The organism is Paenibacillus sp. BSR1-1 (assembly GCF_030403775.1).
Lineage (GTDB): Bacteria > Bacillota > Bacilli > Bacillales > Cytobacillaceae > Neobacillus.
In genome coordinates, this window is record NZ_JAQMWQ010000008.1 from 120,522 (window position 1) to 146,383 (window position 25,862).

Consider the following 25,862-nt stretch of genomic DNA (forward strand, 5'->3'; position numbering starts at 1 on the left):
GTGGTTGTGGTTGTGGTTGTGGTTGTGGTTGTGGTTGTGGTTGTTGTACTAGTTGTACTAGTTGACGTTGCAAGAAATTCAAGGACATTTTCAAATTTAAATTGGAGTAACATTTCTTTTTTGATAATTGTTTGTAGCATTTTTTCAACTTCACTGTTAGCTGCTAATAACTCAGCAAAAGTTCTAGCTTGAATGTCTGTATTTGCTGGTTCAAGAGTACCAATAGCACCTTGAAGCTTTTCTGCTTCTGCATTTATTAGATGGGCTAGTCCAAGTTCTTCAAATGCGATGCTTACAAGCAGCAAAAGGGCTACCTGTTCAGAATCCAAACCCTCAATGGGATTTATACCCTCTGGCGGGGTATTAGGAAAAGACATATATAGTTTCACTCCTTAAATATATTTTTTCTATCCTAGGTTATTCAGAGATTCCTTTTTTGTCTGTATTTTTACCTAATGAAAAGTATTTTTTACAAAGTAGATACTAGGAAAAAGTGAATAAAAAGTCACTATTGGCGTAAAAAGAAAAAAGCGCCGAACAGGCGCCCTTCACATTATTCCTTCATAGCTGCAACTTTTTCTTTTACTTCTTCAATATTTTTCATTTTGTTATCCCAGCATTTTTGGCTTAAGTCGACTGGGTATTCCTCCGGATTCATTGTCCGTTTGTATTCGTCCCAAAGCGCATTAAGATTTTGTTTTAGATAATCGCGGGACTCCTCCAAACAAGGTATTTCAAAAACCAGCTCGCCGTTTACAAAAATATCTTCATGAAGCTCTTTTGCGGTAAAGTTGGTTACCACCTTATTCATATACGTATGGGTTGGATGGAACATGCGCAGACGTTTCTCCGGCAGCTTTTCATCCTCCATCGCGATATAATCTCCTTCTGCATGGTTGTTCTTATTATTAATAATCCGATAGATTTTCTTCATACCAGGAGTCGTTACTTTTACAGGATTGGAAGAGATTTTAATGGTATCTTCCATTTTGCCGTTTTCATCCTCTATAGCAACAATTTTATAAACTGCACCTAATGCAGCCTGATCGTAGGCGGTAATAAGCTTTGTCCCGATTCCCCAGCTGTCTATTTTGGCCCCCTGTCCTTTTAAGCTCATTATGGTAAGCTCATCCAAATCGCTGGAGGCATAGATTTTTGCATCCTTAAAGCCTGCTTCATCGAGCAATTTACGTGCTTCCTTTGAAAGATAAGCAAGGTCACCGCTATCAAGTCGAATGCCCAGAAAATTGATTTTGTCACCCATTTCTTTAGCTACCTTAATAGCATTTGGCACCCCCAGGCGCAAGGTATCATATGTATCAACTAAAAAAACGCAGTCCTTATGTGTTTCGGCATATTTCTTAAAGGCAATATATTCATCCTTATAGGCTTGAACCATCGAATGGGCATGTGTACCAGATACAGGAATTCCAAACATTTTCCCGGCACGCACATTACTTGTGGCTTCAAATCCTGCAAGATACGCTGCTCTTGTTCCCCAAACGGCCGCATCCATTTCCTGTGCCCGTCTTGTCCCAAATTCCATCGCTACTTCATCGCCGACAACCTGCTTAATTCTCGAAGCTTTTGTGGCAATCAATGTTTGGTAATTCACAATGTTAAGCAGCGCTGTTTCAACCAGCTGCGCTTCTGCCAATGGAGCATCTACTCGAATAATCGGCTCATTGCCAAAGACAAGCTCCCCTTCTTTTAACGAGCGAATGGTTCCGGTAAAACGCATAGTTTTCAGATAGTTTAAGAAATCTTCATGGTAGCCTACTTCATTTTTTAAATATTCCAGGTCGTCTTCGCTAAATCGAAAGTTCTGGATAAACTGAATGACTTTTTCTAAACCAGCAAAAACAGCGTAGCCGTTCCCAAAAGGAAGCTTGCGGAAAAATAGTTCGAAGACCGCACGTTTATTATGGATTCCATCTCTCCAATATGTTTCTGCCATATTAATCTGGTATAGATCGGTATGCAGAGTTAAACTATCATCATGATAAAAGTGTTTCATAACTAGACCTCCGGATACTATTACAGCTTTTCAACATTATATCCAATAATAACACTAAAAAGTTTATTTCACCATAGCACCAAGGGTTTGTTCAAAGTGGCCGAGCGCCCATTCATGGCCGGCTTGATTAAATGACGCCACAGCATCCTTGTACACTACTATCTTGAAGCCCTTATTATAGGCATCTACCGCGGTATGTAGAACACAAATATCGGTACAAACGCCAACTAAGTGAACCTCTGTAATTCCGCGTTCCCGCAATTTGATTGCCAGGTCTGTTCCGGCAAAAGCAGAGTATCTGGTCTTATCTATATAGGTAACATTTTCACGGTGTTTATTCTGGTCATATACCTCTTGAAGTTTACCGAATAGGTCACGGCCGGCCGTTCCTCTAAGATTATGCGGCGGAAACAACCTTGTTTCGGGATGGAATTCATCGCCTTGATCATGGACATCGATGGCAAACACCACGTAATCACCGTTCTCTATAAACTCTTTTGTCAGCCATGAGATTTTCCCCTCTATCGCCTGCCCAGGCTTCCCGCATGTTAGTGCCCCGGCATCCGCTACAAAGTCATACGTGTAATCGATATTGATCAATGCTTTCATATCTATCGCTCCTTCCAGTATTTTTGTTCATTATAGAGTTTATTCGTGACGTAAATCGAATTTCCTTTCATTTTTATTATTTCTCAATGTGTAAACGTCTTTTACGTTATCCGGTTCCTTTTCTTGACTCCTTTTGGTCACATAGACCTCCTCTACGTTACCTTTTTCGTTCTTCCTCACTCTTTTCGGTCACATAGACCTCCTCTACGTTACCTTTTTCTCTCTTCCTTACTCTTTTCGGTCACATAGACCTCCTCTACGTTACCTTTTTCTCTCTTCCTTACTCTTTTCGGTCACATAGACCTCCTCTACGTTACCCAATTTCCCTTTCCTTACTCCTTTCGGTCACATAGACCTCCTCTACGTTACCTTTTTCTCTCTTCTTACTCTTTTCGGTCACATAGACCTTCTCTACGTAACCTTTTTCTCTCTTCCTCACTCATTTCGGTCACATAGACCTCCTCTACATTACCCAATTTCCCTTCCCTTACCCTCAATGGTCGCGTAGACCCCTTTACCACAATCCCCTTCGCTTATCTGTTACAGGCAAGTGTGCTTTTAACAAACAAAAAAGCCCGCTCCCGCAGGAACGAACTTTTGTTAACTATATCTTTGTCCAGAGACCCAATCCTTCGGCCGGTCAAGCGGGCGGATATTCTCGAGGGGTACGAACACCTCTAAATGGCGGTAAAGGTTCTCAAACTCTGACGGCAGCAAGCCGCCAAATTCTCCGTCTAAATTTAACTGTACTTTTTCTGAAGAATAGACTTTGATTCTGTTGGCCTGCGTGTAAATAACGTTCGGGTCATTCACGTGTTCACCGCGAATTGCTAGTGTCGCAATCCTGATAAACTCAGCCAAATTAACTTTTTTCAAAATTAATAGAGAAAACAACCCATCATTAATGGAAGCGTCAGGTGCTAGTTTTTCAAACCCGCCAATGGAGTTAGTCAAACCAACAAGAAACATCATCGCCTCTCCTTCGAAAAGCTTACCATCATACTCAATCTTAAGATCGGAAGCTTTAATCGAAGGAAGCATTTCCATCCCTTTTAAATAGTAGGCGAGCTGGCCCAGCATCGTTTTTAATTTGCTTGGCACCTCATATGTAAGTTCGGTCATTTTGCCGCCGCCAGCAATATTAATAAAATATTTATCATTGATACGTCCAATATCGACAGGAATCAATTCTCCCTTTGTGATAATATTCACAGCACTGGAAACATCTCTGGGAATATGCAAAGCCCTGGCGAAATCATTCGTTGTTCCAGCTGGAATAATTCCCATTTTCGGACGATACTCCTGCTCGGCTAATCCGTTTACCACCTCATGGATTGTGCCATCGCCGCCTGCTGCAATCACGACATCATACTTTCGCTCAACGGCGATTTTTGCCGCATTCGTCGCATCCCCAGCACCAGTCGTCGCATGACAAGATGCCTCGTATCCTGCAACTTCTAACTTTTCAAGAATTTCCGGGAGATGGCGCTTTATCATTTCGCGTCCTGAAGTAGGATTATAAATCAGTCTTGCTCTTTTCATCATTTCATCATCCTATTTTTTTGAAATCACAATTGGTTTTCTATATTCTACCAATTATTATCAAGGCTTACAATTATCTTGTAATGCCAAACGTCCATCTCCTATCATAAATTTTTTTTTTTGGAAATGCAAAAATCTACTGATTCGTATTTAGATTTACACTATAGGCACCTGCAATATTAATATGGTATTTGCCTTCCCGAGTTTGATAAAAAGCATTCTTCTCTATGCTATCTTCCGGAACATTGGATTCTTTTTTTCCCTCTATCTTCCATTCGCTCTCTTTCCCTCTTAATTCCTGGGCACCTACTACCCCCACCTTCAAATTGCTGTTTTCCGGTACATCAACTGCCACAGATGAGGTACTCTCGATGCTCCAATCATTTGCCAGATTCCGCGGCTTCAAGGTAAGCGAATCACCATTCCCAAACACCTCTAGCTTCACATCATTCGGCACCAATATTGTCCCAGCGACCATTCCCTGTGAATCAAACGGACCAACTTGGTTTGGCAGGCTTTTTAAGCTTAAATAAAGCGTATCACCTTTTTGATTGGCTGCGATGATATCATCAGCACTCTTAAGAAGCTTTGCTTTCCCAGCTGTTTGCACCCGGTACGTACCAAACATGCTGACCTCTTTTGCGCCGGTCGCTTCAACTGTCATATCAGAGCCAACCGTTCTGACTACTACTCGTTTAATACTGTCATCCATTTTATAGGAAAAAGCAGGCAGTTCAAACGACCTTTCCTCTCTCGCCATCACTTCCTCGACCTTTCCCATGAGGCCAGTTGAGCTCATGATCGCAAACACAATGCCCACTGTTCCAATCAATCCAACAAAGAAAATACTTAAAAAGTCATATCGCAGCACCGGTTTTTCCTGCCGGGATAAAAACAAATAGAGTAAGATTTCAATTCCCAAAACAATTAATAAAATTGGCCACCAGCCAGTTATCACCTGAATGAGATTTAGCCCCAAAAACTTCGATAGAAAAAGGAAGATCCCAAGGAAAACGAGCGAGGCCCCCATCGAAAACGTCCCAACACGCCATGTCCTCATGCTGCTTTCACCCCTTTTCTTATTCTAAAAAGCAACCCGAATCCGGCTCCAATTAGGACAGCGCCTGCAATCGTTTTTTTCCACTTATTCATGATTCTTAACCTCCCGCTTCTGTTTACTGCCAGATAAAAGCTTAATACCCCCAACGATCAACAGCAGGCAGACAAGTCCAGTTTGGAAATAGCCTTGAATCCAATACTGAAGATCGAAATTAATGATTCTTGTTAAAATTGGTGATAAGGCCGGCAGCAGGATGTTCATTACTAAATAGTAAAGCCCCAATAAGATAAGCCCGATACCGACCCATTTTTGATGATTAAGGAAATAAGCGATGATCGGCACATCTTCAACTGTTTCTTCCCCATACCTTGAAGCCTTTTGCAGACCGTCAAAAAAGCTGTAAAACCAGATGATCGGGATTAAAAATAGGAAAATACCGAGACGCAAAACATCTAATATATAGACCGAGAATAAGAATGCAGCCATTAGCTGAATACCGCGCCGCTGCAGCCCCAAATATAAATGGCCCGCACCAGGGAAAATCGAAAGAAAGGTAGCGATTGATTTGCTTTTCTTGCCGTCTTCCCGACGCGCTTCAAAGTCTTCAAATATCGTTCTGTCTACTAACTCCTCACCGCGCTGCTTTTTGTTGACCTGCTGAACGGCATCAAAAAATCCATATACCCAGATCACCGGCAGCCCTAGCAAGAAAACGAGAAATTCCTCACGGCTGGAGAGAGCCGTCACAAAGATAACCATGATGCCAAGACCTAGAAAGGTCGCTAATAGAGTTAAGCCTCTGTTCATCAAGCCGAGCTGGAAGTGACCAAGACCTGGAACAAACGACAAGACAATCGTATAAAAACGTTCCGAATCCTGACTAGCCTGTTCCTGCAGCCCGTCTGAGTTTCCAGCAGTAAGAGTTTTTTTCTGTTTGGAAATCTGCACACCCATATCAATAAAGCTAACCAAATAAATGAAAATACCCACCATAAATGGGACAACCACTACATCCCCACCTTGATTGGCAATTGCAATCACAGTAACCATCGCACAGCCAAAAACGGCAAGTAAATAGACGACGCCGCGAAACATTTTTCCAAAATAAATATGCCCGAGGCCCGGAAAAAGCGATAATGTTAATGCCTTTGTCGAACTTTTCATTTCTTATTGACCCCCTTGTTTTCTAGTGAATCCATCCATGCAAATGTTTTATCAATTACACCTTCCGTAACCGAAGGCTTTTTCTCTTGGACTTTTTGCGGACTTTCTATCGAATTTGCGTAGGTTGCCAACGATTGAAAGGCCCCAGTTAACATTAATAAGATTGTCGCTGCCGCAGCGAGTAGATAATGGAATACAGCCTGCTGGTAAATTGGCTTTTTATTTGGGTTTGGTGCAGCAGATTCTTGCTTTTGTTTCGAAACTTCCGCCATTACCAAATCAGTAAAATTGCCTTCATTTGATAGAATCGGGAGTGAAGATTCATTTGCTGTAACAGCCTGTAAATAAACGTCTAGACATTGGGCGCATGTATACAGATGTCTTTCATAGGTTTCACGATCTTGTTCACTGATTTCCTCTCTGACGTATTGGAGCCACTCATCATAACTGTAATGCTTCATGAAAAATCGTCCTCCTTCCAATTCTTTTTCATCCAATTTCGAGCCCGGTAAAGCTTGGTTTCAATTGTTTTCACCTGCACCTGCTGTTCATCAGCCATTTGCTGGTAGCTTTTTTCCGCAATGTAAAATCCGTAGATGACATCCCGGTAATTTTCTGGTAATTCATTCAGCCTTTTCCTGACAAGCCTGCGCTGATCTAGTTCAATAATTTCTTTTTCCACACTATCCCTCTGCGTTCCTATTCCTATTGCGCCTTGCTCGAGGGCCTCGACAACTTCCTCTCTCCGCCTTGCCTGTTTTCTTTTTACATCTATCGCATGATTGACGGCAATACGCGTCATCCACGTTTTAAAACCTTGGTTTTCATATTGAGGGAGAGACGTATAAATCTTCATAAACACTTCCTGTGCCGCATCTTCCGCTTCCTTTTGATCACGAAGTACAGCAAAAACGGTCCGGAACACATCATTGCGGTATTTCTCAACCAAAAGGCGAAAGGCATGATCATGACCTTGCAGCACTTTTTCTATTAAAACCGTGTCGCTAATCGAACTCTCCCCCTTTCTTTCAATCTGTCATATTAATAGACGAAGGGAACTTGGTGAACCCCTACACTTAAAAAAATCTTTTTTACGAAGTTCTACATCATAACATTTACAGTTCTTGTCTATCTTAACTTTGGATGGGCATGGGCACTCTGAACCCTGATAGTGCCCGCTCTCCTCGAATTCCCTTGCTCACGGGCACCCTGAACCCTTGACAGTGCCCGCGCTCCTCGAATTCTCTTGCTCACGGGCACTCTGAACCCTCGACAGTGCCCGCGCTCCTCGAATTCTCTTGCTCACGGGCACCCTGAACCCTTGACAGTGCCCACGCTCCTCGAATTCTCTTGCTCACGGGCACTCTGAACCCTCGACAGTGCCCGCGCTCCTCGAATTCTCTTGCTCACGGGCACTCTGAACCCGTGACAGTGCCAGCTCCCTCAAATTCCCTTACTCATGGGCACTCTGAACCTTAAAGTCTAAATACAGATCATAGTAATAAAAACCGTGCGGTAATTTCCGCACGGTTTTAAAAGGTCAATCTTTAATTATCAATCCCAGCAACTTGGCAAAGCCAATAGCCTGTTCAGAAGTAACAATGCATCCGTCTAAACTTTCAGGCGATAAAATGAGCTGATTTAAGGTGGAGCTGGTAAAATCTATCCCTTTAAGTGCGGCTCCAGTAAAGTTCACTTCATATAAATCACTTTCTTTAAAATCAACAAGGTGAAATTTCGCTTCATAAAAGTCAGCATGACGGAGGGAGCATGTATCAAATTTCACTTGTTTTAAATCGCCGTAACCAAATGAGCAAAGGTTGGCATTGCAATGGCTAAATGAGACATTGCGGAGTGTGGCATCTGCAAGGTTCAGGCCGACGAGTTTAGATTCTTTAAACTCGACTCGATGAATACTGGCATCGCCAAAATTAGAATTGGATAAATCGCATCTTTCAAAAATAACATCAATTAGTTCAACGTAGCGAAATGAGACATCAATGAACGTAACATTCTGAAATACCACTTGTTCAAACTTTAATCTTTCAATTTCTTCGCCAATAATGGAACAATCACTAATCAATGCCATTGAAACATATGTATCATCCCGGTCCTCAAAATTCATTGGCATTAAATCATTTGGAATAATAGGCTGTAAATTTTTTTGTTTCCGACTCAAATCGTTCATCCTCTTTTTAATTCAGAATAGTGTTAATTCTACAAAATAATACCATTTAATTATGATAGAATGCTATTAGAAACAGAAATTCTTAGACGGGGGAGATTCTTATGTTTTGGCTGCTGCTTCTTATATCCTATTTAATTGGAAGCGTTCCGACTGCCCTCATTATCGGCAAGCTGGTTTTTGGGGTCGACATCCGGGATCATGGCAGCAAAAATCCCGGTGCAACCAACACGCTGAGGGTACTTGGTAAAAAATCGGCCATATTTGTTCTCCTTATTGACCTTGGCAAAGGCGCACTGGCCGCATCACTTCCTATTTTTTTCAACTTTGATGCTGAACCTCTTTACTTCGGACTTGCTGCCGTCATTGGCCATTGCTTTCCGATTTTCGCCAATTTTAGAGGCGGAAAGGCCATCGCTACAACAGCAGGAACACTTTTGATTGCCAACATTCCTTTGTTGGTAATCGCTTATATTACTTTCTTTCTAGTCATTTTTTTAACGAAGTATGTGTTTCTTGGCTCTATTTCTGTAGGTCTTAGTATGCTCTTATATACTTTTCTTTCACCTAACGTTGAATTTGAACTTATCTTTCTATTATTCACTTTCCTTTTACTTTTCCTCCATCGCTCAAACATCCGAAACTTCATCTTAGGCATCGAACCAAAAATTAATGATAAAAATTTAGCGAATGACCGCATTCCGCCAAAAAATATTAAAATGTAAAGAAATCCCCGGCAGATAAATTCTGCCGGGGATTTCTTATAAAAGTGTACTTATTATGCTATTTGCCACTGTCTGCCAAATTGAGGAATCTGTTTGATAAGCTTTGCCCAGGCGCTTGTACAATTCCATTTGCTTCTCTTGAAAATCCGGGGCATCTTTTTCAGGAAGGGAGGCGCGTCCCTCTTCTACTAAAGCCTGCATTTCAGGCGCCCTCGGACCCCAAACTCCGACTTCCGTACCTTCTTGATTGATAAAAATAAAAATCGGGATCGCTCTAGATGTGCCGTTTGTTAAATATTGATCCATCAGTTCAAGATTCTGGTCGCGCAGAACAAATCGCACTTCCATATCCGCAGCCTCAGAGACCCTCATTAATATTGGGTTATTAAGTAAAGCATCCCCGCACCAATCCTCTGTTAAAACAATTGCCCTCAGCCCCTGAGATTTTAATGCCTCAAGCCTCTGCTGATCTTCAGCAGTTAACGTAAATCGATCATAAATCGAAAGCATTTCCTCTTTATTTCGAGTCATAGAATTGGTATACTCATCCAGTGTCATTCCTTTTTGAAACCATTCATTTAATTCCACTTAACTAGCACCCCCATACATTTACTTTTATGATAGCCATTCTTCGCTCACCTTACAACGGAACTGCTTAACGCATATTTATAAAGCTATTCTAAGAGCATTATTCCCTATTTCAAAAAAGTAATAAATATACAGTAGAAATAGTCATCATAAGTTGGTAGAATATTTTATAAATAGGAAATATTATTTAAACTTATTTCCAATATAACAAAGGGGGAAAAGTATGTCTCATCAAACACTACAGCTGATTTCGATTGGAATCTACTTAGCCGGTATGCTTTTAATAGGTTGGTATTCTTATCGAAAAACTAGCAATCTGACGGACTACATGCTTGGGGGAAGGTCTTTAGGACCTGCTGTAACTGCCTTAAGTGCTGGTGCTGCTGATATGAGCGGCTGGCTTTTAATGGGATTGCCTGGCGGCGTTTATGTAACCGGTTTAGCGAGCGCTTGGATTGCGGTTGGTTTAACGATAGGAGCTTATCTAAACTGGTTTTTGGTTGCACCGAGATTACGGTCTTATACTCAAGTTGCGAATGATTCTATTACAATACCAAGTTATCTTGAGAACCGCTTTAAAGATAAATCAAACATGCTCCGTATTGTATCTGGTATCGTTATTCTTGTTTTCTTTACTTTCTATGTTTCTTCGGGGTTGGTTTCTGGAGCGGTATTCTTCCAGAGTTCATTTGGTACAGACTACCTGACAGGTCTTTATATCGTTGGCGGCGTTACTATCGCCTACACCTTATTTGGCGGTTTCCTGGCAGTAAGTTATACAGATTTCATACAAGGATTAATGATGCTGGTTGCCCTATTCTTAGTTCCAGCGTTGGGTATCTTTATTACTGGCGGACCTACTGAAACGTTTGATACAATTCGCGCCATCGACCCAACAAGGCTGGATTGGTTTAAAGGCACAACATTCATCGGAATTGTATCGGCAATGGCTTGGGGCCTTGGATATTTCGGGCAGCCGCATATCGTTGTCCGCTTTATGGCGATTAAAACTATTAAAGAAACAAAGAGTGCTCGCCGCATTGGTATGGGCTGGATGATTATTTCTTTAATTGGGACGATCTTTACTGGATTAATTGGTATTGCTTATTTCCATAATAATACTGCTCATAAACTGGATAATCCGGAAGCAGTATTCATTTCATTAAGTCAGATTTTCTTTCACCCGCTTTTCGCTGGTTTTGCCTTGGCAGCGATTCTTGCCGCCATTATGAGTACGATTTCTTCTCAGTTAATCGTAACTTCAAGTGCATTGGTTGAGGATTTATACAAAGTGGTCATGAACAAAAATGCTAGTGATAAGCGCCTTGTTTTCTTAGGAAGAATGGCTGTACTCCTTGTATCTGTTGTTGCTGGAGCACTTGCTTTTAAGCAAAACAGCACGATCTTAAGCCTTGTTGCCTATGCTTGGGCAGGATTTGGAGCTTCCTTCGGTCCAATCATTTTATTAAGCTTATTCTGGAAAAAGATGACCAAATGGGGCGCCCTTTACGGAATGATTGTCGGAGCAGTTACCGTTATCGTTTGGAAAAACGTTGGACTTGGCGATACTCTTTATGAAATCGTACCTGGCTTCGTCCTTAACTTGGTTGTATCTGTTGTTGTCAGCTTAGTTACGTATAAAAAGAATGAAGAAATCGAAAGAGAATTTGATGAAAGCGTCCGCTTGCTAAAAGATGCTTCTTAATAGTTAAAAACCGCTCGGATTTTTTTCCGAGCGGTTTCTTTATTCCGCCATGGCTTTAGCCATGGTGTCCAGCTTCATTACTGTATTCCAGTTCCTCACTGTTGCAGGAACGCCGAGTTTTGGAAGCTGTGTTGCTAATTTTGAATCCCGGATGCTTTGGCGGAAAAAGAGGTATACTTCTTTGCCGATTACTTTGCATTCATCCTTTTCACTTTCAAAGTTTTGTAAATGGTCAATTCCACCCTGAGCAGGTTTGCCCCTTAAAAAGGCTATTTGGACACTTTCCCCTTCTTTTAAGTTTTCCGTCGAGTACGGGCAGTGGTGAATAATCCGTTCATATTCCTCGACCGTTCTTAAAATAACCGGGACTGGAAATCCAAAAGTTTTCTCTATTCCTTTCTCCAGTTGCTCGCTAAGTCTTTCTGTTTCCTCATCCGATTCAAACAAAACATTCCCGCTTTGAATATATGTTTTTACCTTATGTAAACCCATGTCCTCTAATAAACTCTTGAGGTCTGCCATTTTAATTTTATTATGTCCGCCAACGTTGATTCCCCTGAGTAATGCAATATAAATAGTCATGTATGTACCTCGCTTATTTAATTGGTTCCCTTACTTAAATCTTAACATCTGTGGAGCAAATTAAACTACATTAGTTGAAGGATATTTGTTTGGGTTTGGAGAAAATAGTGAACATTAACGCATTGGGAGGAAGGAAAAATGGTTTTGCAAAGAGTATCTTTAATTACAATAGGAGCAATTAATTTACCATTATTACGTTCATTTTATCAATCATTAGGCTGGGAAGAAACAGAAATTAGTTCTGACCAATATGCCGTTTTTAAAACGGCTGGGGTTCTGCTATCTTTGTTCCCAATTGAAGAATTGGCGAAAGATGCCGGTATCGAACTCTCCCACTCAACAGAAACTTATCGAGGGGTAACCTTTGCTATTAATGTTGAGCAGCCAGAGCAAGTCGACTCGACCATTGAGGAAATCCGTCAGGCAGGCGGAAAAATATTAAGGGAACCTAGTGATGCCTTTTGGGGAGGCCGGACAGCCTATTTTGCTGATCCCGAAAACAATCTTTGGGAAGTAGCTTGGAATCCTAGCTCTGTATTCGATGAGCGCGGAGCGATGATTTCTTATTAACATATTGAGCTGCTTTGGCAGCTCTTTTTTTTTCGACAAATTTCTTGATAGATTTGTGCAAAAAGGTCAATCATATCAAGGAAATCGGCCATTTCAATCAAACGTTTGATTAGGGTTTATATGGACTAATCAGACGTTTGATTAAAAACAGTGTTGGCCGTATTATTTATGGAATTTCCTTTTAACACCGGAGAAAATCGTGTCGAATAAATGATGACATCAACCACTTAATGTATCAAACTTTGGGGAGAAACTGCTATTTTCCACTTAATGGACACACTTCGACAGGTTATCCAATATTACTTTACTAATCAAACGTTTAATTAAAAGGTAGCCAAATCCTTATTTCACATGGTTTTTTCCCGGGAAATTGAAAAAAACAATGTCGAACCGTGCTCGACTTTTTTCTCAGTAAAAAAGCTGGCAGAGTCGTTCTGCCAGCTTAACCATTTAACGCTTTTGTAATTCTTGCTGCAGCAATTGATTGACCAATTGCGGATTGGCCTGTCCTTTAGTCGCTTTCATCAGCTGGCCAACAAGGAAGCCCACTGCTTTTGCTTTTCCATCCTTAAAATCTTCCACAGATTTAGGGTTAGCATCAAGAACTTCTGCAATAATTTTGAGCAGGGTTCCCTCATCGGAAATTTGAACAAGACCTTTGTCTTTCACAATTTGCTCGGCATCCCCGCCGTTTTCGATTAACTCTTTAAAAACGGTTTTCGCAATCTTTGAAGAAATTGTTCCGTTTTCAATCAACTTAATCATGCTTGCTAAGCCTTCAGGGGTTAATGCAACTTCATGCAGCTCTTTCCCTTCAGCATTCAAATACCCAGACACTTCACCCATTACCCAGTTGGAAGCCATCTTTGCGTCTGCACCGGCTTTAACCGTTGCTTCAAAGAAATTGGCTGTTTCTATTGTAACTGTCAAAACCTTTGCATCGTAAACTGGCAGCCCAAGCTCTTCCACATAGCGCTTTTGACGCTGGTCCGGCAGTTCGGGAATTTCAGCGCGAATTCGTGTCTTCCAATCTTCATCAATATAAATATCCATCAAATCTGGTTCTGGGAAGTAGCGGTAATCATCCGAACCTTCCTTTACGCGCATCAACAATGTTGCACCAGTAGCTTCATCAAAGCGGCGTGTCTCCTGATCGATTTTTCCACCTGAAGAAACCACTTCTCTTTGGCGCTTTTCTTCAAATTCAAGACCCTTGCGGACAAAGTTAAACGAGTTCAAGTTCTTCAACTCAGTTTTTGTTCCAAATTCTTCTTGCCCTACTGGACGAATTGAGATGTTGGCATCACAGCGGAGTGAGCCTTCTTCCATTTTACAATCGGAAACGCCAGTATATTGAATGATTGATTTTAATTTTTCCAAATAAGCATAGGCTTCATCAGGGGTGCGAATATCCGGCTCGGAAACGATTTCAACAAGCGGAGTTCCCTGACGGTTGTAATCGCATAAGGAGTAGCCTTTTTCATGGTTCAGCTTTCCAGCATCCTCTTCTAAATGAATCCGGGTAATCCCAATTTTCTTCGTATAGCCATTTACTTCGATTTCAATCCAGCCATGCTCGCCAATCGGCTTGTCAAATTGCGAGATCTGATAGGCCTTGGGATTGTCTGGATAGAAGTAGTTTTTCCGGTCAAACTTCGTGTGTGTCGCCACCTCGCAGTTTAAGGCCATTGCCGCTTTCATCCCGAATTCTACTGCTTTTTTATTCAGAACCGGCAATACTCCCGGATAACCAAGGTCGATGACACTTGTATTCGTATTTGGCTCAGCACCAAAATGGTTTGGACTGGCCGAAAAGATTTTTGATTCTGTTTTTAACTCAACGTGGACCTCAAGTCCAATCACTGTTTCAAATTCCACTCTCTTCACCCCCTACAATCCTGGCTTCTGTTTATGAAAATCTGTTGCCTGTTCAAACGCATGTGCTGTGCGGTAAACCGTTGCTTCATCAAAATGTTTGCCAATAATTTGCAAGCCCAGCGGCAGGCCGCCATCAAAACCGCATGGAACTGAGATTCCTGGTAAACCGGCCAGGTTTAATGGAATCGTTAAGATATCATTGACATACATCGTCAATGGATCATCGATTTTTTCGCCAATTTTAAAGGCTGGTGTTGGCGTTGTTGGGCCGACGATAACATCATATTTTTCAAAAACATCTTCAAAGTCTTTTTTGATCAACGTACGAGCCTGCTGTGCCTTTTTATAATAAGCATCATAATAACCAGAGCTAAGCGCAAAGGTGCCAAGCATAATCCTGCGTTTTACTTCTTCTCCAAAGCCTTCAGCTCTTGTCTTTTTATATAAATCCATTAAACTTTCGGCATCAGGAGCACGATAACCATAACGTACGCCGTCAAAGCGAGCCAAGTTCGCTGATGCCTCTGAGGATGAAAGCAAATAGTAGGTCGCAAGAGCATATTTTGAATGCGGCAGTGACACTTCTTCCCAAACAGCTCCAAGGCCCTCAAGCACTTTTAAAGCATCTAACACAGATTGACGGACTGATTCACTGACACCCTCGCCTAAATACTCTTTCGGAACAGCAATTTTTAAACCCTTCACATCTCCTGTCAGAGCACTTGCGAAGTTTGGAACCTCTACTGGCGCAGAGGTTGAATCCATTGGATCTAAACCAGAAATCGCCTGCAACAGATAGGCATTATCCTCTACTGTTCTCGTAATCGGTCCGATTTGATCAAGTGATGAGGCAAATGCGACAAGACCAAAGCGGGAAACACGGCCATAGGTTGGCTTTAATCCAACCACACCACAAAACGCTGCCGGCTGACGGATGGAACCTCCAGTATCGGAACCTAATGAAAACAGGACTTCCCCAGCTGCAACGGATGCTGCTGAACCACCAGAAGAACCGCCTGGAACCGTTTCAAGATTCCATGGATTGCGTGTCTTTTGAAAACGTGAATTTTCGTTTGAAGAACCCATGGCAAACTCGTCCATGTTAAGCTTACCAATGGTAACTGTTTCTGCTTGCTGAAGCTTCTGCACAACAGTTGCATCATAGATTGGATCAAAGTTTTCAAGAATCTTACTCGCACAAGTTGTCCGTAAGCCCTTTGTCACCATGTTATCCTTTAATCCAATCGGCATGCCGAATAGTAAGCCCTTAGTCACATCCGTGTTAAGCTTCTCATCAAGCGATTTCGCTGTAAGGCGCGCCCGCTCTTCGTCCAACGTTAAAAAAGCCTGGACTTTGTCCTCGACCTGGGCAATTCGTTTATACGATTCATCAACGAGGTCTGAAACCTTTAGTTCTTTTTTATGTAAAAGCTCATGCAAATCTGAAACTTTATAATCAAATAAACTCAATCTTTTCACTCCTTACTCTCCCAAAATCGATGGTACTTTTATTTGGCCATCCTGATGCTCAGGCGCATTTTTTAGTACCTCTTCACGCGGCAATCCTTGTTTTGGAATGTCCTCCCGCAAAACGTTTTTCAAATCAAGTACATGGTATGTAGGTTCTACATTTTCTGTATCCAATTCATTTAACTGCTCTGCAAAAGAGATAATTGCATCCAGCTGCTTAGTGAATTTTTCAACTTCTTCTTCCGTTACTGCTAAACGAGCCAGATTGGCCACGTGCTTAACTTGATCAGTGGAAATTCGTGACATGTTCCATAACCCCCCAATCCTTTTTTCAGTATTATTTTAATATTGATAATATCAAACTTTTGCGCTTTACTGCAATGATTCCTACATCAGTATTAACAATTTAAAGGTGTTTTAGATTACTAGCATGAAAAAAAGGAGCATTGCTCCCTTATTTTTCGTAGAACTCCATATGTGTTTTTTCCTGCTTATAGTAGTCCAATCTGTCCTGCAATGTCCCTGTATGAAATTCAAACTTATGGCCATCAGGGTCCGTGAAATAGATCGACTTTTTATCCTTCTCATCCCTTTGACGACTGGGAAGGATATTGACGTTCAATCCCTTAAGTTTCTCGGTCATTTTATTAAAATCCGCTTCATCGATTGAAAAAGCAATATGGGTATAGGATTGATAAATTTCATTTCGAGGGATATCTCTTTCTTCATTAAGTGCAAGCCAATTTCCATTAAGGTCAAAATAAGCAGTACTTCTTCCTTTTACCAGTAGTTTAGCATCAAAAACCTGCTGATAAAATTCAATCGATTTCTCTAAATTGGAAACAGAAAAAAGTAAATGGTTTAATCCTTTTACTAACATTCGATCACCCTCAATTTAATAACCTACCGTCCCATTTGAGTAATTCCTGTGCATGGCTGTACTATCTTGGGCCCACTTTAAAAGGTTGGTTTTTTCAAAATACTTGGTTCCTTCAATTTCTATATACTGCAGCCTTTCACCTTCAAAGACATCCGATGATTCTGCTGATGCTTTTTCAGCGGCAATAACCCTTTTGATTTCGTCAGTTGATAGTCCTAGAAACTTAGACGTTTCTTCAATATCCAGCATAATAGTATTCTGCTCTTGTACTATGTTTTGTGGCGGATTTGAGGTCGATTGGGGCTTTGATGCGATTAAATAACACCCCATTACAATACCCAATGATAATATTAACGATGATAACAAAATTATTTTTTTGCTCACCAAATTCATCCTTTCTGCTATCAGCTAACTTTCTTTCTTTTTGTTGATTGCTTTTTCTTAAGTTTGGAGAAAAGGTGAATGATTTTAACAGGTAAGAAACCAAGAAACCCTCCAAGTGTGTTTAAAATTAAATCATCGACATCGAAGCTGCCAAATTCAAATAACAGCTGCAGAACTTCGTAGGTTAAACTAAGGCTGAAGGCGGCAAGAATGACAGGTTTCAATTTTAAGAACTTTTTTGATAGTAATGGTAAAATAAACCCTAATGGGGCAAAACCGATAACGTTCCCTACTAAATTCACAATTATAATACTAAAATTGATATCGGCTAAGTAAAGGTAAAAGTAAATCGTTTTAAATGGTACAAAATTGTTAGAACGCCAGTGGTATTCATGGTAGGTAAAATTAAAATGATGAATAATCTCTGATAACGGAATATATTTGAATAAAATAAGTTTAGTGAGAATGGCTAAATAAAGAAACAGAACTATGGTTAAAGCAAATTTTTTTAATATTTTCATCCCTACACTACTCCAAAATAATTTACAACGCTCCTATAAAAATACCATATATTTTCAATCTTGCACTAGATAAAAAGGAGGAATTTAAGATGTCTGAACATCACTTTCATTTAAAAGCTAATTGGCCGGGATTAAGGAATGATGTTGGAGAAATTGAAACCGCGAACTTGAAGACGAAAGTGTCGATACCGCCTGAAATGAAGGGTCCGGGAGTTGGCACCAATCCTGACGAAATGCTGCTTGGGGCTGCCGCAACCTGCTATATCATTACTCTTGCTGCCATTATGGAGCGAAGCTGGCTTGAGAAGGAAAGCTTAACGATGGAATCTGAGGGAATTGTAGATGTCACCAAAGGGGTTATAACTTATAAGAAGATTATTCATCGGCCGCATATTGTCTTAAAAAGGAATGCTGCCGAAAAAGAGATTGAATTGGCACATCGACTTGCCAAAAAAGCGGAAGCCTCCTGCATGATCAGCCGCGCTGTTCAAGGTAATGTTGAAATGGAATTGCAGGCGACTGTTGAGATTTCTGCTGATGCTGAAGAAAAGGCGTAAATCCGTTTGGATTACGCCTTTTCTTATTTTAATTTTTTCAATAACCTTGCGAGCAGCCCCTTTTTCTTTTTGGCTGGCAGATTAATCGGGACGCTTTTCGTAATTAGAATTTCTTCTTTATCAATGGCATAATTCATTGCCAAGATTAAGCCAAACTCTGTATCATGGCCTTTATTGTTTACAATGGTGTGTTCGATTTTATTCTTAGTAGCGATTTTTACATACTTGGATAGGTTCTCATAGCTCATACTGCCGTTTAAAAAAAGATGTGCTCTTGGGTTTTCCTTCATATACCGTTCAATTTGGGGATAAACTTTTGTTTCGGCTACTTGGTTTTTCAACAAGACCACAATAATCCGCTCACGCAAGGTCCCTAAGTATTTACGCCGCTCATCAGGCTTTGTTTCCAGCGGCCCATGGATTCCTTGCTGCAAAACCTCTTCCACGGTTTGCTTTTTCAAAAAAAATCAACTCCATCTAAAAGGCTATTATTATGTATGATAATAACTTAAAAAATGTGCTTTTCAAAAAAATGAGATTACGGCCAAATCGAGAGTAAAACAAGGTTATCCGAGAGTAAAACCGTCTTATGCGAGAGCAAATCTACTTGTTGAGAGTAATTGCAGCTTATCCGAGAGTATTCACCCACTATCCAAGAGTAATCGCAGCTCATCCAAGAGTATTCACCCTCTATCCAAGAGTAAACTACCCCTATAAAAAAATCCTCCTCTCCAAATGGAGAGAAGGATTCAAATCTGCATTTATTTTTTCGCTGAGAATTGTTCTTCTTCGGTAGAACCTTTCAATGCGGTTGTGGATGAGGTTCCGCCAGAGATGACCATGGATACTTGGTCGAAGTAACCAGTACCAACTTCACGCTGGTGACGTGTTGCAGTGTAGCCGTGTTGCTCGCTGCCGAACTCAGCCTGCTGTAATTCGGAGTAAGCTGCCATACCGCGCTCTTTGTAGCCGCGGGCAAGCTCGAACATGCTGTGGTTTAGCGCATGGAAACCTGCTAGGGTTACGAACTGGAACTTGTAGCCCATTTTGCCGAGCTCTTGCTGGAATTTTGCAATCGTTTCTTCGTCCAATTTCTTTTTCCAGTTGAAGGAAGGTGAGCAGTTGTAGGCTAATAGTTTGCCAGGGAATTGCTCATGGATGGCTTCCGCAAATTGTCTTGCTTCTTCAATGTTTGGCTCTGAAGTTTCACACCAGATAAGGTCAGCATATGGCGCATAAGCTAAGCCGCGGGCAATCGCTTGATCAATGCCTGCCTTTGTACGAAAAAAGCCTTCCGGTGTCCGCTCTCCTGTAATGAATGGGGCGTCATTCATATCGATATCACTAGTAATCAAATCCGCAGCGTTGGCATCCGTACGAGCTACTAATACTGTAGGAACGCCCATAACGTCTGCTGCTAAACGAGCAGCAATTAAGTTACGAACCGCCGTTTGGGTTGGAAGCAACACCTTACCGCCTAAGTGGCCGCATTTTTTCTCGGAAGATAGCTGATCTTCAAAGTGAACGCCTGAAGCACCTGCTTCAATCATCCCTTTCATCAATTCGAAGCAGTTTAACTGTCCGCCAAAGCCGGCTTCCGCATCGGCGACGATTGGAGCGAACCAGTCAATAGAGTTGTCACCCTCAGAATGAGTGATTTGGTCGGCACGCTGTAAGGCTTGGTTAATTCGTTTTACAACGCTTGGTACACTGTTTGCAGGGTATAAACTTTGGTCCGGATACATATGTCCAGAAAGGTTGGCGTCTGCTGCAACCTGCCAGCCGCTTAAGTAAATGGCTTTCAGTCCTGCTTTTACTTGCTGAACAGCCTGGTTTCCTGTTAAGGCGCCAAGGGCATTGATGTAATCCTCTTCATTCAAAAGCTTCCAAAGCTTTTCTGCGCCTTTTTTTGCTAATGTATGTTCGATATCAATCGAGCCGCGAAGTTTGATAACATCCTCCGCCGTATATGGTCTAGTAATCCCGTTCCAGCGCTTATCTAACTCCCAGCTTTCTTGCAGTTGAGTTACTCTTGAATTTGTCATTTAAAATTCCTCCTATTAATCTATTAATTTTTTTTTATAAACTTCCATATCCAGCTAACGTTAAAAATTGCCTTCAAACAACTTAACTTCCATTAGCATAGGCTTGTGCACCTATTGCCCGCTGGAATTTACCCCTGCATTGTAACAGTTCAATCTTCCTGCCTCTGAATTTACACTCAAACTCTTCAATAAAATTTAGTACTTCTGGTGTTAAAATCTCATCATACTGGGCTTTCGAAGCCCCGGTCACCTCAATACGAGACTTTTGCATCGACACGAACTAGATCACCTCTTTGTTATAATACAGTAACTATCCTCGTTTTGTATTATATAACACACTTTTCAAAAATGGAACTACTTTTCTGAAAATTTTATAAAAATAGGTAAAATAATCCTTAAGTTATACTGATTAATACTTTTGTACTAGCACCATATACAAAAAAGCAGGTACCCTAATCTAAGGTACCTGCCTGCTCAATATATAATCTTTGAAAATCCTCCTCGCGATTTTCACTAGATAAAAAATCCGGGCTAACAATGGCTTCCAATAGTTTTCTTTTTAAAGTGGCATCCTCCACCTCTTTCAAAATCCATTGCCGCTTTAAAAACAGAAATTCCAAATAAGCTTCATACGACTCATTGAACTGCTGTTCAAGTTGTTCACGAATTTTCCTTGCAAGAGTTGGACTTGCCCCGCCAGTTGAAACAGAGATGCTTAACCGGCCGCGCTGCAAGTGTGCGGGAATATGAAAATTCGATTCATCTGGATTATCGGCAATGGTTACAAGCTGGTGAGAATCTGCCAAATCTTTCACCATTTGATTTAATGCTTGATCATTTGTCGCTGCAAAAATCATAAAAGCACCATAAACATCTTCCTCTGAAAAAGGCCTTTGCTGACAAACAATCTTACCCTCATCCGCAAGTTTTTGAATCGTTTCCGTTATCTCCGGACTTATTACGGATACATCTGCTCCTGTCCCAAGTAAACTGTTCACCTTGCGCTCGGCTACTTTACCGCCGCCCACGACTACCACTTTTTTACCCTCAAGCCGTAATATAATGGGATAGAATGAGTTCATTGACGAACCTCTAAATAATTTATCAAGGCTTCCTTCGTTGCTTGTTCCGGCATGCCATCCGACCGAAGACCCGCTGCCTCAACTGCATCCAATGTTTGTTTCCCCATACTGATTACTTGTAAATCTTTCAAAAGCTCTGCAGCAGAAATGCCGCATTCGCTTAATGCTTCGATAAATGGTTCAACTGCGGCGCTGCTTGGGAAGACCATGGTATTTAATGCCGCTTCTCCTAACATTCTTTTAAAAATAGGCAAGAACTGCTGGTCGATTTCTTTCTTGCTTGTAACCAACACGTTTTCATAGCCTTTTATCAAAATGCTGTCATTGCCTACAACAAGATAATCCCCAGGCTCTTCAGCTAGATGTGCCTTAAATCCACGGCTGTTTAGTGCTTTAATAGTTTTAATGGATGCTCCATAAAAGTCTGCTTTAATCGTCCTGACATCTACTTGCTGCTCTATCACGGCAGTGAAAAATTCTTCCACACTTTCAGGTGAGGCAAACAGAATTTTTTCAAAGGCAGCCGCTTTTAAAACATCTATTGGTAAAGGAGTCTTCTTCCATTTTGGAAATTCAATTACATCGGCTCCAAGTTCCATTAATTTCTTTGCCAGTACGCTAGGGCTAGTACCTGTACGAGCGAGCAAAAGCTGCCGGCCATATAATGGTTTTTTCTCAAACCAGCTAATTTTTTCACGGATGGAAATGACCTCGCCCACAAGGATAATAGATGGGTTTCTGAACTTTGCTTCCAACACTTTCCCTGAAATGTCTGCCAATGTACCTTGCAAGGTTTTTTGACGACCAAAAGTACCCCATTGAATTAAGATAACAGGAGTGTTTGAAGGCTTTCCATAATGAATTAGGTTTTCACATATAAACGGTAAATTCCCGACACCCATGTAAAAGGCAATGGTATCCACACCACGGGCTAAGCTTTCCCAGTCCAAATTGGGTTTTCCGTCCTTGGATTTATCATGGGCAGTAACGACTGCAAAGGATTCTGCGTGCTCCCGATGGGTTACCGGAATCCCGGCATATAGGGGTGCTGCAATCCCTGAGGTTATGCCTGGGACGATTTCATAAGGAATTTGATGCTGCGCCAAGGCTTCCGCTTCCTCGCCCACCCGGCCGAAAACACCTGGGTCGCCGCCTTTCAAACGAACAACGATTTTGCCTTGTAAGGCGTTTTCTACCAGAAAATCATTTATATTTTCCTGGCGCATAAAATGGCGTTCCGGGAGCTTGCCCCCATAAACCAGTTCACACTTGTTTGGGGCAAACTCCAACAGCTTCGGGTTGGCTAGACGGTCATAAAGAATGACATCGGCTTGCTTGATTGCATCCAATCCTTTTACGGTAATTAATCCGATGTCCCCCGGCCCTGCGCCTACTAAAAATACCTTACCTTTTTCCATCGTGCAGCCTCCCCCGCGAATATTGCTTACTCTAGTATAATAAAAATAATATCATTTTCTAATTCTACCTTAAACGTTCGGACTTGTCCTACATCCGGGGACTGCACTTTTCCATCTGCTAATGAAATTTTCCAATCATAAACGGGACAATATACGTATTCACCACTAATTAAACCTTCGGAAAGGACGCCCCCTTTTGGATGGGGGCTGCGGTTTTCAATAGCATACACCTTGCCATTTGTTAATTTAAATAAAGCAATTTCCTTGTTATCAATTTTGATGGAATAGCCAGATCTCATCTTTACATTTGAATAATGGGCAACTGGTATACGAGTTATTGTTTGCAGCATGTCGACTCACTCCCCCACCTTGACAGTGTGTTTAGTATAATATTTATCTTTAATTTCTTCACTTTGAATCGCTTCATTCCAAGGTTCACTATATTTCTTCAACGTTTTATCCATTCGCTCATTCAAGGCCTTACGAGTTTCTTCGTTTGCTAGAACTTCTCTTACATGTTCAAGGCCGACGCGCTCCACCCATTTAGAGGTCCGCTCCAAGTAATTAGCCGTTTCCCTATAGTATTGCAAATAGGCACCAGTCACTTCCATTACTTCTTCTGTCGTTTTGACTGTGCATAGCAAATCGCCAGGGCGAAGGTCAACACCGCCATTACCGGCTACATAAATCTCCCAGCCGCCATCAATGCCGACAAATCCGATGTCCTTTATGCCTGCTTCTGAACAGTTTCTTGGGCAAGCTGATACCCCCATTTTTACTTTATGCGGTGTATCAAGACGTTCAAATTTCTTTTCAAGCTCAATGCCTAAAGCCATAGAATCCTGTGTACCATAGCGGCAGTACTGGGCGCCGACACAGGTTTTGACCGTACGAAGAGTTTTTCCGTATGCATAACCAGAAGGCATGTCAAGCTCTTCCCACATACCTGGCAGATCTTCTTTTTTAACACCGAATAATCCAATCCGCTGTCCTCCTGTTAATTTTACTAGAGGAATGTTATATTTTTCAGCAACTTCCGCAATTTTTTTCAAATCAGCAGCGGTGGTCACCCCGCCATACATTCTTGGAACAACAGAATAGGTTCCATCCTTTTGGATATTCGCATGCATTTTTTCATTAACAAGACGGGAATCGCGTTCATCCTTATATTCATCCATGTAAATCATACCGAGATAGTAGTTAATCGCCGGACGGCATTTTGTACATCCTTCTTCATTGTTCCATTCGAGAACATTCATGACTTCTTTAACACTAGTTAAACCCTTAGCTTTGATTTCCTCTACTAATTCCTCACGGCTAATGGTGGTACATCCGCAAATACTTGTTTTCTGAGAAGCTGCAGCATCAAATTGATCCCCTAACGTGTGGGCAAGAATTTGGCTGACCATCGGCTTACAGCGGCCGCAAGAACGTCCGGCATTCGTGCAATGGCTTACTTGATCAAGTGTGGTCAAACCTTGTGTTTTAATCGCCTCTACAATCGCACCCTTTGTCACTCCGTTACAGCCGCACACAAGTTCATCATTTGGCATGGAGGCTGCATCGCCGCCTGACTCGGCACTGCATTCAGTTTGAAAAATGGAAGTTCCCGTAATATCTTCTTTTTTCGTCAGCATTCGGAATAGTTTTGTACTTTCTTTTGTATCACCGTACATCACAATTCCAACAATTCGATTATTTCTTGTTAAAACGCGTTTATAGATTCCTTCAAATTCGTTGTAAACCATAATGGATTTGGTTTGGCCATCATCAAAAATTTCTCCAGCTGAGAACAAGTCTACCCCGGCAACTTTCAGCTGTGTTCCGGTAACCGATCCTGTATAAGGTTCTGCTGTTAACCCGCAAATACGGTTTGCGAGCACTTTGCCTTGTTCGTATAATGGTGCAACCAAACCATAAACAATTTCTCTATGTTCTGCACATTCACCAACAGCGTAAACACTTGGTACACTTGTTTCCATAAAATCATTTACGACGATGCCGCGGTTAACATAAATCCCACTGCTTTTTGCTGCTTTAGTATTAGATTTAATCCCAATGGCCATGACAACGAGATCCGCTTCCACTTCTGATCCATCCTTAAAGCGCAGACCTGTTACTCGTTCGCCGCCAAGGATTTCGACGGTTTCTTTTTCCATTAAAAAGTTCATGCCCTGTGATTCAAGTTCTGCTTTCAGGAGTGATGAAGCAATTGAATCTAATTGGCGTTCCATTAAATTTGGCATAAGGTGTACCACGTCGACCTTCATGCCCAGGTTCAACAATCCCCTTGCCGCTTCAAGACCAAGCAATCCACCGCCAATTACTACAGCTTTTTTGTATTGCTCTGCTGATTTGATCATCATTTCACAATCATGGATATCACGGAAACCGGTCACACCGATTTTTTCAGCACCTGGGATTGGCAGAATAAAAGAATTCGAACCAGTAGCTATTATTAATTCATCAAAGTCCACTTCACGGCCTTGGTCACTGATGACTCGTTTTCCTTCCACATCGATTTTGACTATCGCCTCACCCGTAAATAATTGAATATTATTTTCTTTATACCAATCTAACGGATTGATAATGATTTCATCAAAGCTAGTGTCGCCTTGAAGGATGTTTGATAATTTAATACGGTTATAGTTTGGATGTGGTTCCTGTCCAAAAATAGTAATTTCAAATTGTTCTGGAGCTAGTTTAAGAATTTCTTCAATAGTTCTGACTCCTGCCATTCCGTTACCGATCATCACTAGTTTCTTCATATTGGGTCTCTCCCTATTTTTAATTACGTTTTTCTCTATAGCTATATTGTAATTACCTTACCGCTTAAAATTTGTGACGTTCGTCACTTTCCAAACAAATTTGTGAAGAATT

General features: G+C 41.3%; 28 protein-coding genes. 4 read left to right on the forward strand and 24 right to left on the reverse strand.

All coding sequences use genetic code 11. The features are described from left to right. The 9 genes from PH210_RS14250 to PH210_RS14290 all read right to left on the reverse strand — a co-directional run. The coding region (locus PH210_RS14250; RefSeq protein WP_289986348.1) for an alpha-helical endospore appendage domain-containing protein at positions 1 to 377 on the reverse strand (377 nt) is incomplete at its 3' end. Positions 378 to 553: 176 nt separating this feature from the next. Then, a complete protein-coding gene (locus PH210_RS14255) occupies positions 554 to 2,017 on the reverse strand; it encodes a nicotinate phosphoribosyltransferase (RefSeq protein WP_289986349.1) in 1,464 nt (487 codons plus the stop codon). Between the two features lie 63 nt (positions 2,018 to 2,080). After that, a complete protein-coding gene (locus PH210_RS14260) occupies positions 2,081 to 2,626 on the reverse strand; it encodes a cysteine hydrolase family protein (RefSeq protein WP_289986352.1) in 546 nt (181 codons plus the stop codon). 600 nt (positions 2,627 to 3,226) lie between these two features. Further along, positions 3,227 to 4,168 carry a diacylglycerol kinase gene (locus PH210_RS14265; RefSeq protein ID WP_289986353.1) on the reverse strand — a complete coding sequence of 314 codons (942 nt, stop codon included), beginning with the start codon at positions 4,166 to 4,168 and terminating at the stop codon, positions 3,227 to 3,229. 136 nt (positions 4,169 to 4,304) lie between these two features. Continuing rightward, the gene (locus PH210_RS14270; RefSeq protein WP_289986355.1) at positions 4,305 to 5,228 is read right to left on the reverse strand and encodes a LiaF transmembrane domain-containing protein; all 924 of its coding nucleotides are present in this window, start codon (positions 5,226 to 5,228) and stop codon (positions 4,305 to 4,307) included. Positions 5,229 to 5,312: 84 nt separating this feature from the next. After that, positions 5,313 to 6,392 carry a hypothetical protein gene (locus PH210_RS14275; RefSeq protein ID WP_289986356.1) on the reverse strand — a complete coding sequence of 360 codons (1,080 nt, stop codon included), beginning with the start codon at positions 6,390 to 6,392 and terminating at the stop codon, positions 5,313 to 5,315. After that, positions 6,389 to 6,853: an anti-sigma factor gene (locus tag PH210_RS14280; protein WP_289986357.1), complete on the reverse strand. Its 465-nt coding sequence runs from the start codon at positions 6,851 to 6,853 to the stop codon at positions 6,389 to 6,391. The genes PH210_RS14275 and PH210_RS14280 overlap by 4 nt, the downstream gene beginning before the upstream one ends. Next, complete coding sequence (locus tag PH210_RS14285; protein WP_289986359.1) at positions 6,850 to 7,374, reverse strand: sigma-70 family RNA polymerase sigma factor; 525 nt, start codon at positions 7,372 to 7,374, stop codon at positions 6,850 to 6,852. The genes PH210_RS14280 and PH210_RS14285 overlap by 4 nt, the downstream gene beginning before the upstream one ends. A gap of 558 nt (positions 7,375 to 7,932) precedes the next feature. Continuing rightward, the gene (locus PH210_RS14290; RefSeq protein ID WP_289986361.1) at positions 7,933 to 8,571 is read right to left on the reverse strand and encodes a pentapeptide repeat-containing protein; all 639 of its coding nucleotides are present in this window, start codon (positions 8,569 to 8,571) and stop codon (positions 7,933 to 7,935) included. Positions 8,572 to 8,681: 110 nt separating this feature from the next. Between PH210_RS14290 and plsY the strand changes: the two genes are divergently transcribed. Beyond that, positions 8,682 to 9,302: a glycerol-3-phosphate 1-O-acyltransferase PlsY gene (gene plsY / locus PH210_RS14295; protein WP_289986364.1), complete on the forward strand. Its 621-nt coding sequence runs from the start codon at positions 8,682 to 8,684 to the stop codon at positions 9,300 to 9,302. Positions 9,303 to 9,338: 36 nt separating this feature from the next. Here plsY and PH210_RS14300 read toward each other — a convergent pair whose 3' ends face one another. Beyond that, complete coding sequence (locus PH210_RS14300; protein WP_289986365.1) at positions 9,339 to 9,890, reverse strand: thioredoxin family protein; 552 nt, start codon at positions 9,888 to 9,890, stop codon at positions 9,339 to 9,341. Between the two features lie 223 nt (positions 9,891 to 10,113). Here PH210_RS14300 and putP point away from each other — a divergent pair, with 223 nt between their 5' ends. Then, positions 10,114 to 11,595, forward strand: coding sequence for a sodium/proline symporter PutP (gene putP / locus PH210_RS14305; RefSeq protein WP_289986366.1), 1,482 nt, complete (start codon positions 10,114 to 10,116; stop codon positions 11,593 to 11,595). A 39-nt stretch (positions 11,596 to 11,634) separates the two neighbouring features. Here putP and PH210_RS14310 read toward each other — a convergent pair whose 3' ends face one another. Continuing rightward, positions 11,635 to 12,177 carry a DUF1697 domain-containing protein gene (locus PH210_RS14310; protein ID WP_289986368.1) on the reverse strand — a complete coding sequence of 181 codons (543 nt, stop codon included), beginning with the start codon at positions 12,175 to 12,177 and terminating at the stop codon, positions 11,635 to 11,637. A 138-nt stretch (positions 12,178 to 12,315) separates the two neighbouring features. Here PH210_RS14310 and PH210_RS14315 point away from each other — a divergent pair, with 138 nt between their 5' ends. Further along, positions 12,316 to 12,747 (forward strand): VOC family protein, encoded by a 432-nt coding sequence (locus PH210_RS14315; protein WP_289986370.1) that lies wholly within the window; start codon positions 12,316 to 12,318, stop codon positions 12,745 to 12,747. 450 nt (positions 12,748 to 13,197) lie between these two features. Here PH210_RS14315 and gatB read toward each other — a convergent pair whose 3' ends face one another. From gatB to PH210_RS14345, 6 genes are all read right to left on the reverse strand, one after another. After that, complete coding sequence (gene gatB, locus PH210_RS14320; RefSeq protein WP_289986371.1) at positions 13,198 to 14,625, reverse strand: Asp-tRNA(Asn)/Glu-tRNA(Gln) amidotransferase subunit GatB; 1,428 nt, start codon at positions 14,623 to 14,625, stop codon at positions 13,198 to 13,200. A 12-nt stretch (positions 14,626 to 14,637) separates the two neighbouring features. Further along, positions 14,638 to 16,095, reverse strand: coding sequence for an Asp-tRNA(Asn)/Glu-tRNA(Gln) amidotransferase subunit GatA (gatA, locus tag PH210_RS14325; protein WP_223596119.1), 1,458 nt, complete (start codon positions 16,093 to 16,095; stop codon positions 14,638 to 14,640). A gap of 12 nt (positions 16,096 to 16,107) precedes the next feature. After that, complete coding sequence (gene gatC / locus PH210_RS14330) at positions 16,108 to 16,401, reverse strand: Asp-tRNA(Asn)/Glu-tRNA(Gln) amidotransferase subunit GatC (RefSeq protein ID WP_289986372.1); 294 nt, start codon at positions 16,399 to 16,401, stop codon at positions 16,108 to 16,110. A 148-nt stretch (positions 16,402 to 16,549) separates the two neighbouring features. Beyond that, complete coding sequence (fosM, locus tag PH210_RS14335) at positions 16,550 to 16,975, reverse strand: FosM family fosfomycin resistance protein (RefSeq protein ID WP_289986374.1); 426 nt, start codon at positions 16,973 to 16,975, stop codon at positions 16,550 to 16,552. A 15-nt stretch (positions 16,976 to 16,990) separates the two neighbouring features. After that, entirely contained in the window at positions 16,991 to 17,224 is a 234-nt protein-coding gene (locus PH210_RS14340; RefSeq protein WP_289986377.1) for a hypothetical protein, read from the reverse strand. 155 nt (positions 17,225 to 17,379) lie between these two features. Further along, positions 17,380 to 17,880: a VanZ family protein gene (locus PH210_RS14345; protein WP_289986379.1), complete on the reverse strand. Its 501-nt coding sequence runs from the start codon at positions 17,878 to 17,880 to the stop codon at positions 17,380 to 17,382. 89 nt (positions 17,881 to 17,969) lie between these two features. Here PH210_RS14345 and PH210_RS14350 point away from each other — a divergent pair, with 89 nt between their 5' ends. Beyond that, complete coding sequence (locus tag PH210_RS14350; RefSeq protein ID WP_289986381.1) at positions 17,970 to 18,437, forward strand: OsmC family protein; 468 nt, start codon at positions 17,970 to 17,972, stop codon at positions 18,435 to 18,437. A gap of 23 nt (positions 18,438 to 18,460) precedes the next feature. Here PH210_RS14350 and PH210_RS14355 read toward each other — a convergent pair whose 3' ends face one another. From PH210_RS14355 to nirB, 7 genes are all read right to left on the reverse strand, one after another. Beyond that, positions 18,461 to 18,898: a YueI family protein gene (locus tag PH210_RS14355; RefSeq protein WP_289986382.1), complete on the reverse strand. Its 438-nt coding sequence runs from the start codon at positions 18,896 to 18,898 to the stop codon at positions 18,461 to 18,463. Positions 18,899 to 19,198: 300 nt separating this feature from the next. Further along, entirely contained in the window at positions 19,199 to 20,482 is a 1,284-nt protein-coding gene (gene aceA, locus PH210_RS14360; protein WP_289986384.1) for an isocitrate lyase, read from the reverse strand. Between the two features lie 82 nt (positions 20,483 to 20,564). Continuing rightward, on the reverse strand, positions 20,565 to 20,753 hold the full coding sequence (locus PH210_RS14365; protein WP_354669990.1) for a hypothetical protein: 189 nt from the start codon (positions 20,751 to 20,753) through the stop codon (positions 20,565 to 20,567). Positions 20,754 to 20,934: 181 nt separating this feature from the next. Further along, positions 20,935 to 21,564, reverse strand: a complete 630-nt coding sequence (locus PH210_RS14370; protein ID WP_289986387.1) for an NAD(P)-binding protein — start codon at positions 21,562 to 21,564, stop codon at positions 20,935 to 20,937. After that, positions 21,561 to 22,982 carry a uroporphyrinogen-III C-methyltransferase gene (gene cobA / locus PH210_RS14375; protein ID WP_289986388.1) on the reverse strand — a complete coding sequence of 474 codons (1,422 nt, stop codon included), beginning with the start codon at positions 22,980 to 22,982 and terminating at the stop codon, positions 21,561 to 21,563. The genes PH210_RS14370 and cobA overlap by 4 nt, the downstream gene beginning before the upstream one ends. 26 nt (positions 22,983 to 23,008) lie before the next feature. Further along, entirely contained in the window at positions 23,009 to 23,332 is a 324-nt protein-coding gene (gene nirD / locus PH210_RS14380; protein WP_289986389.1) for a nitrite reductase small subunit NirD, read from the reverse strand. A 6-nt stretch (positions 23,333 to 23,338) separates the two neighbouring features. Next, positions 23,339 to 25,750, reverse strand: coding sequence for a nitrite reductase large subunit NirB (gene nirB, locus PH210_RS14385; RefSeq protein WP_289986390.1), 2,412 nt, complete (start codon positions 25,748 to 25,750; stop codon positions 23,339 to 23,341). Positions 25,751 to 25,862: the final 112 nt, after the last annotated feature.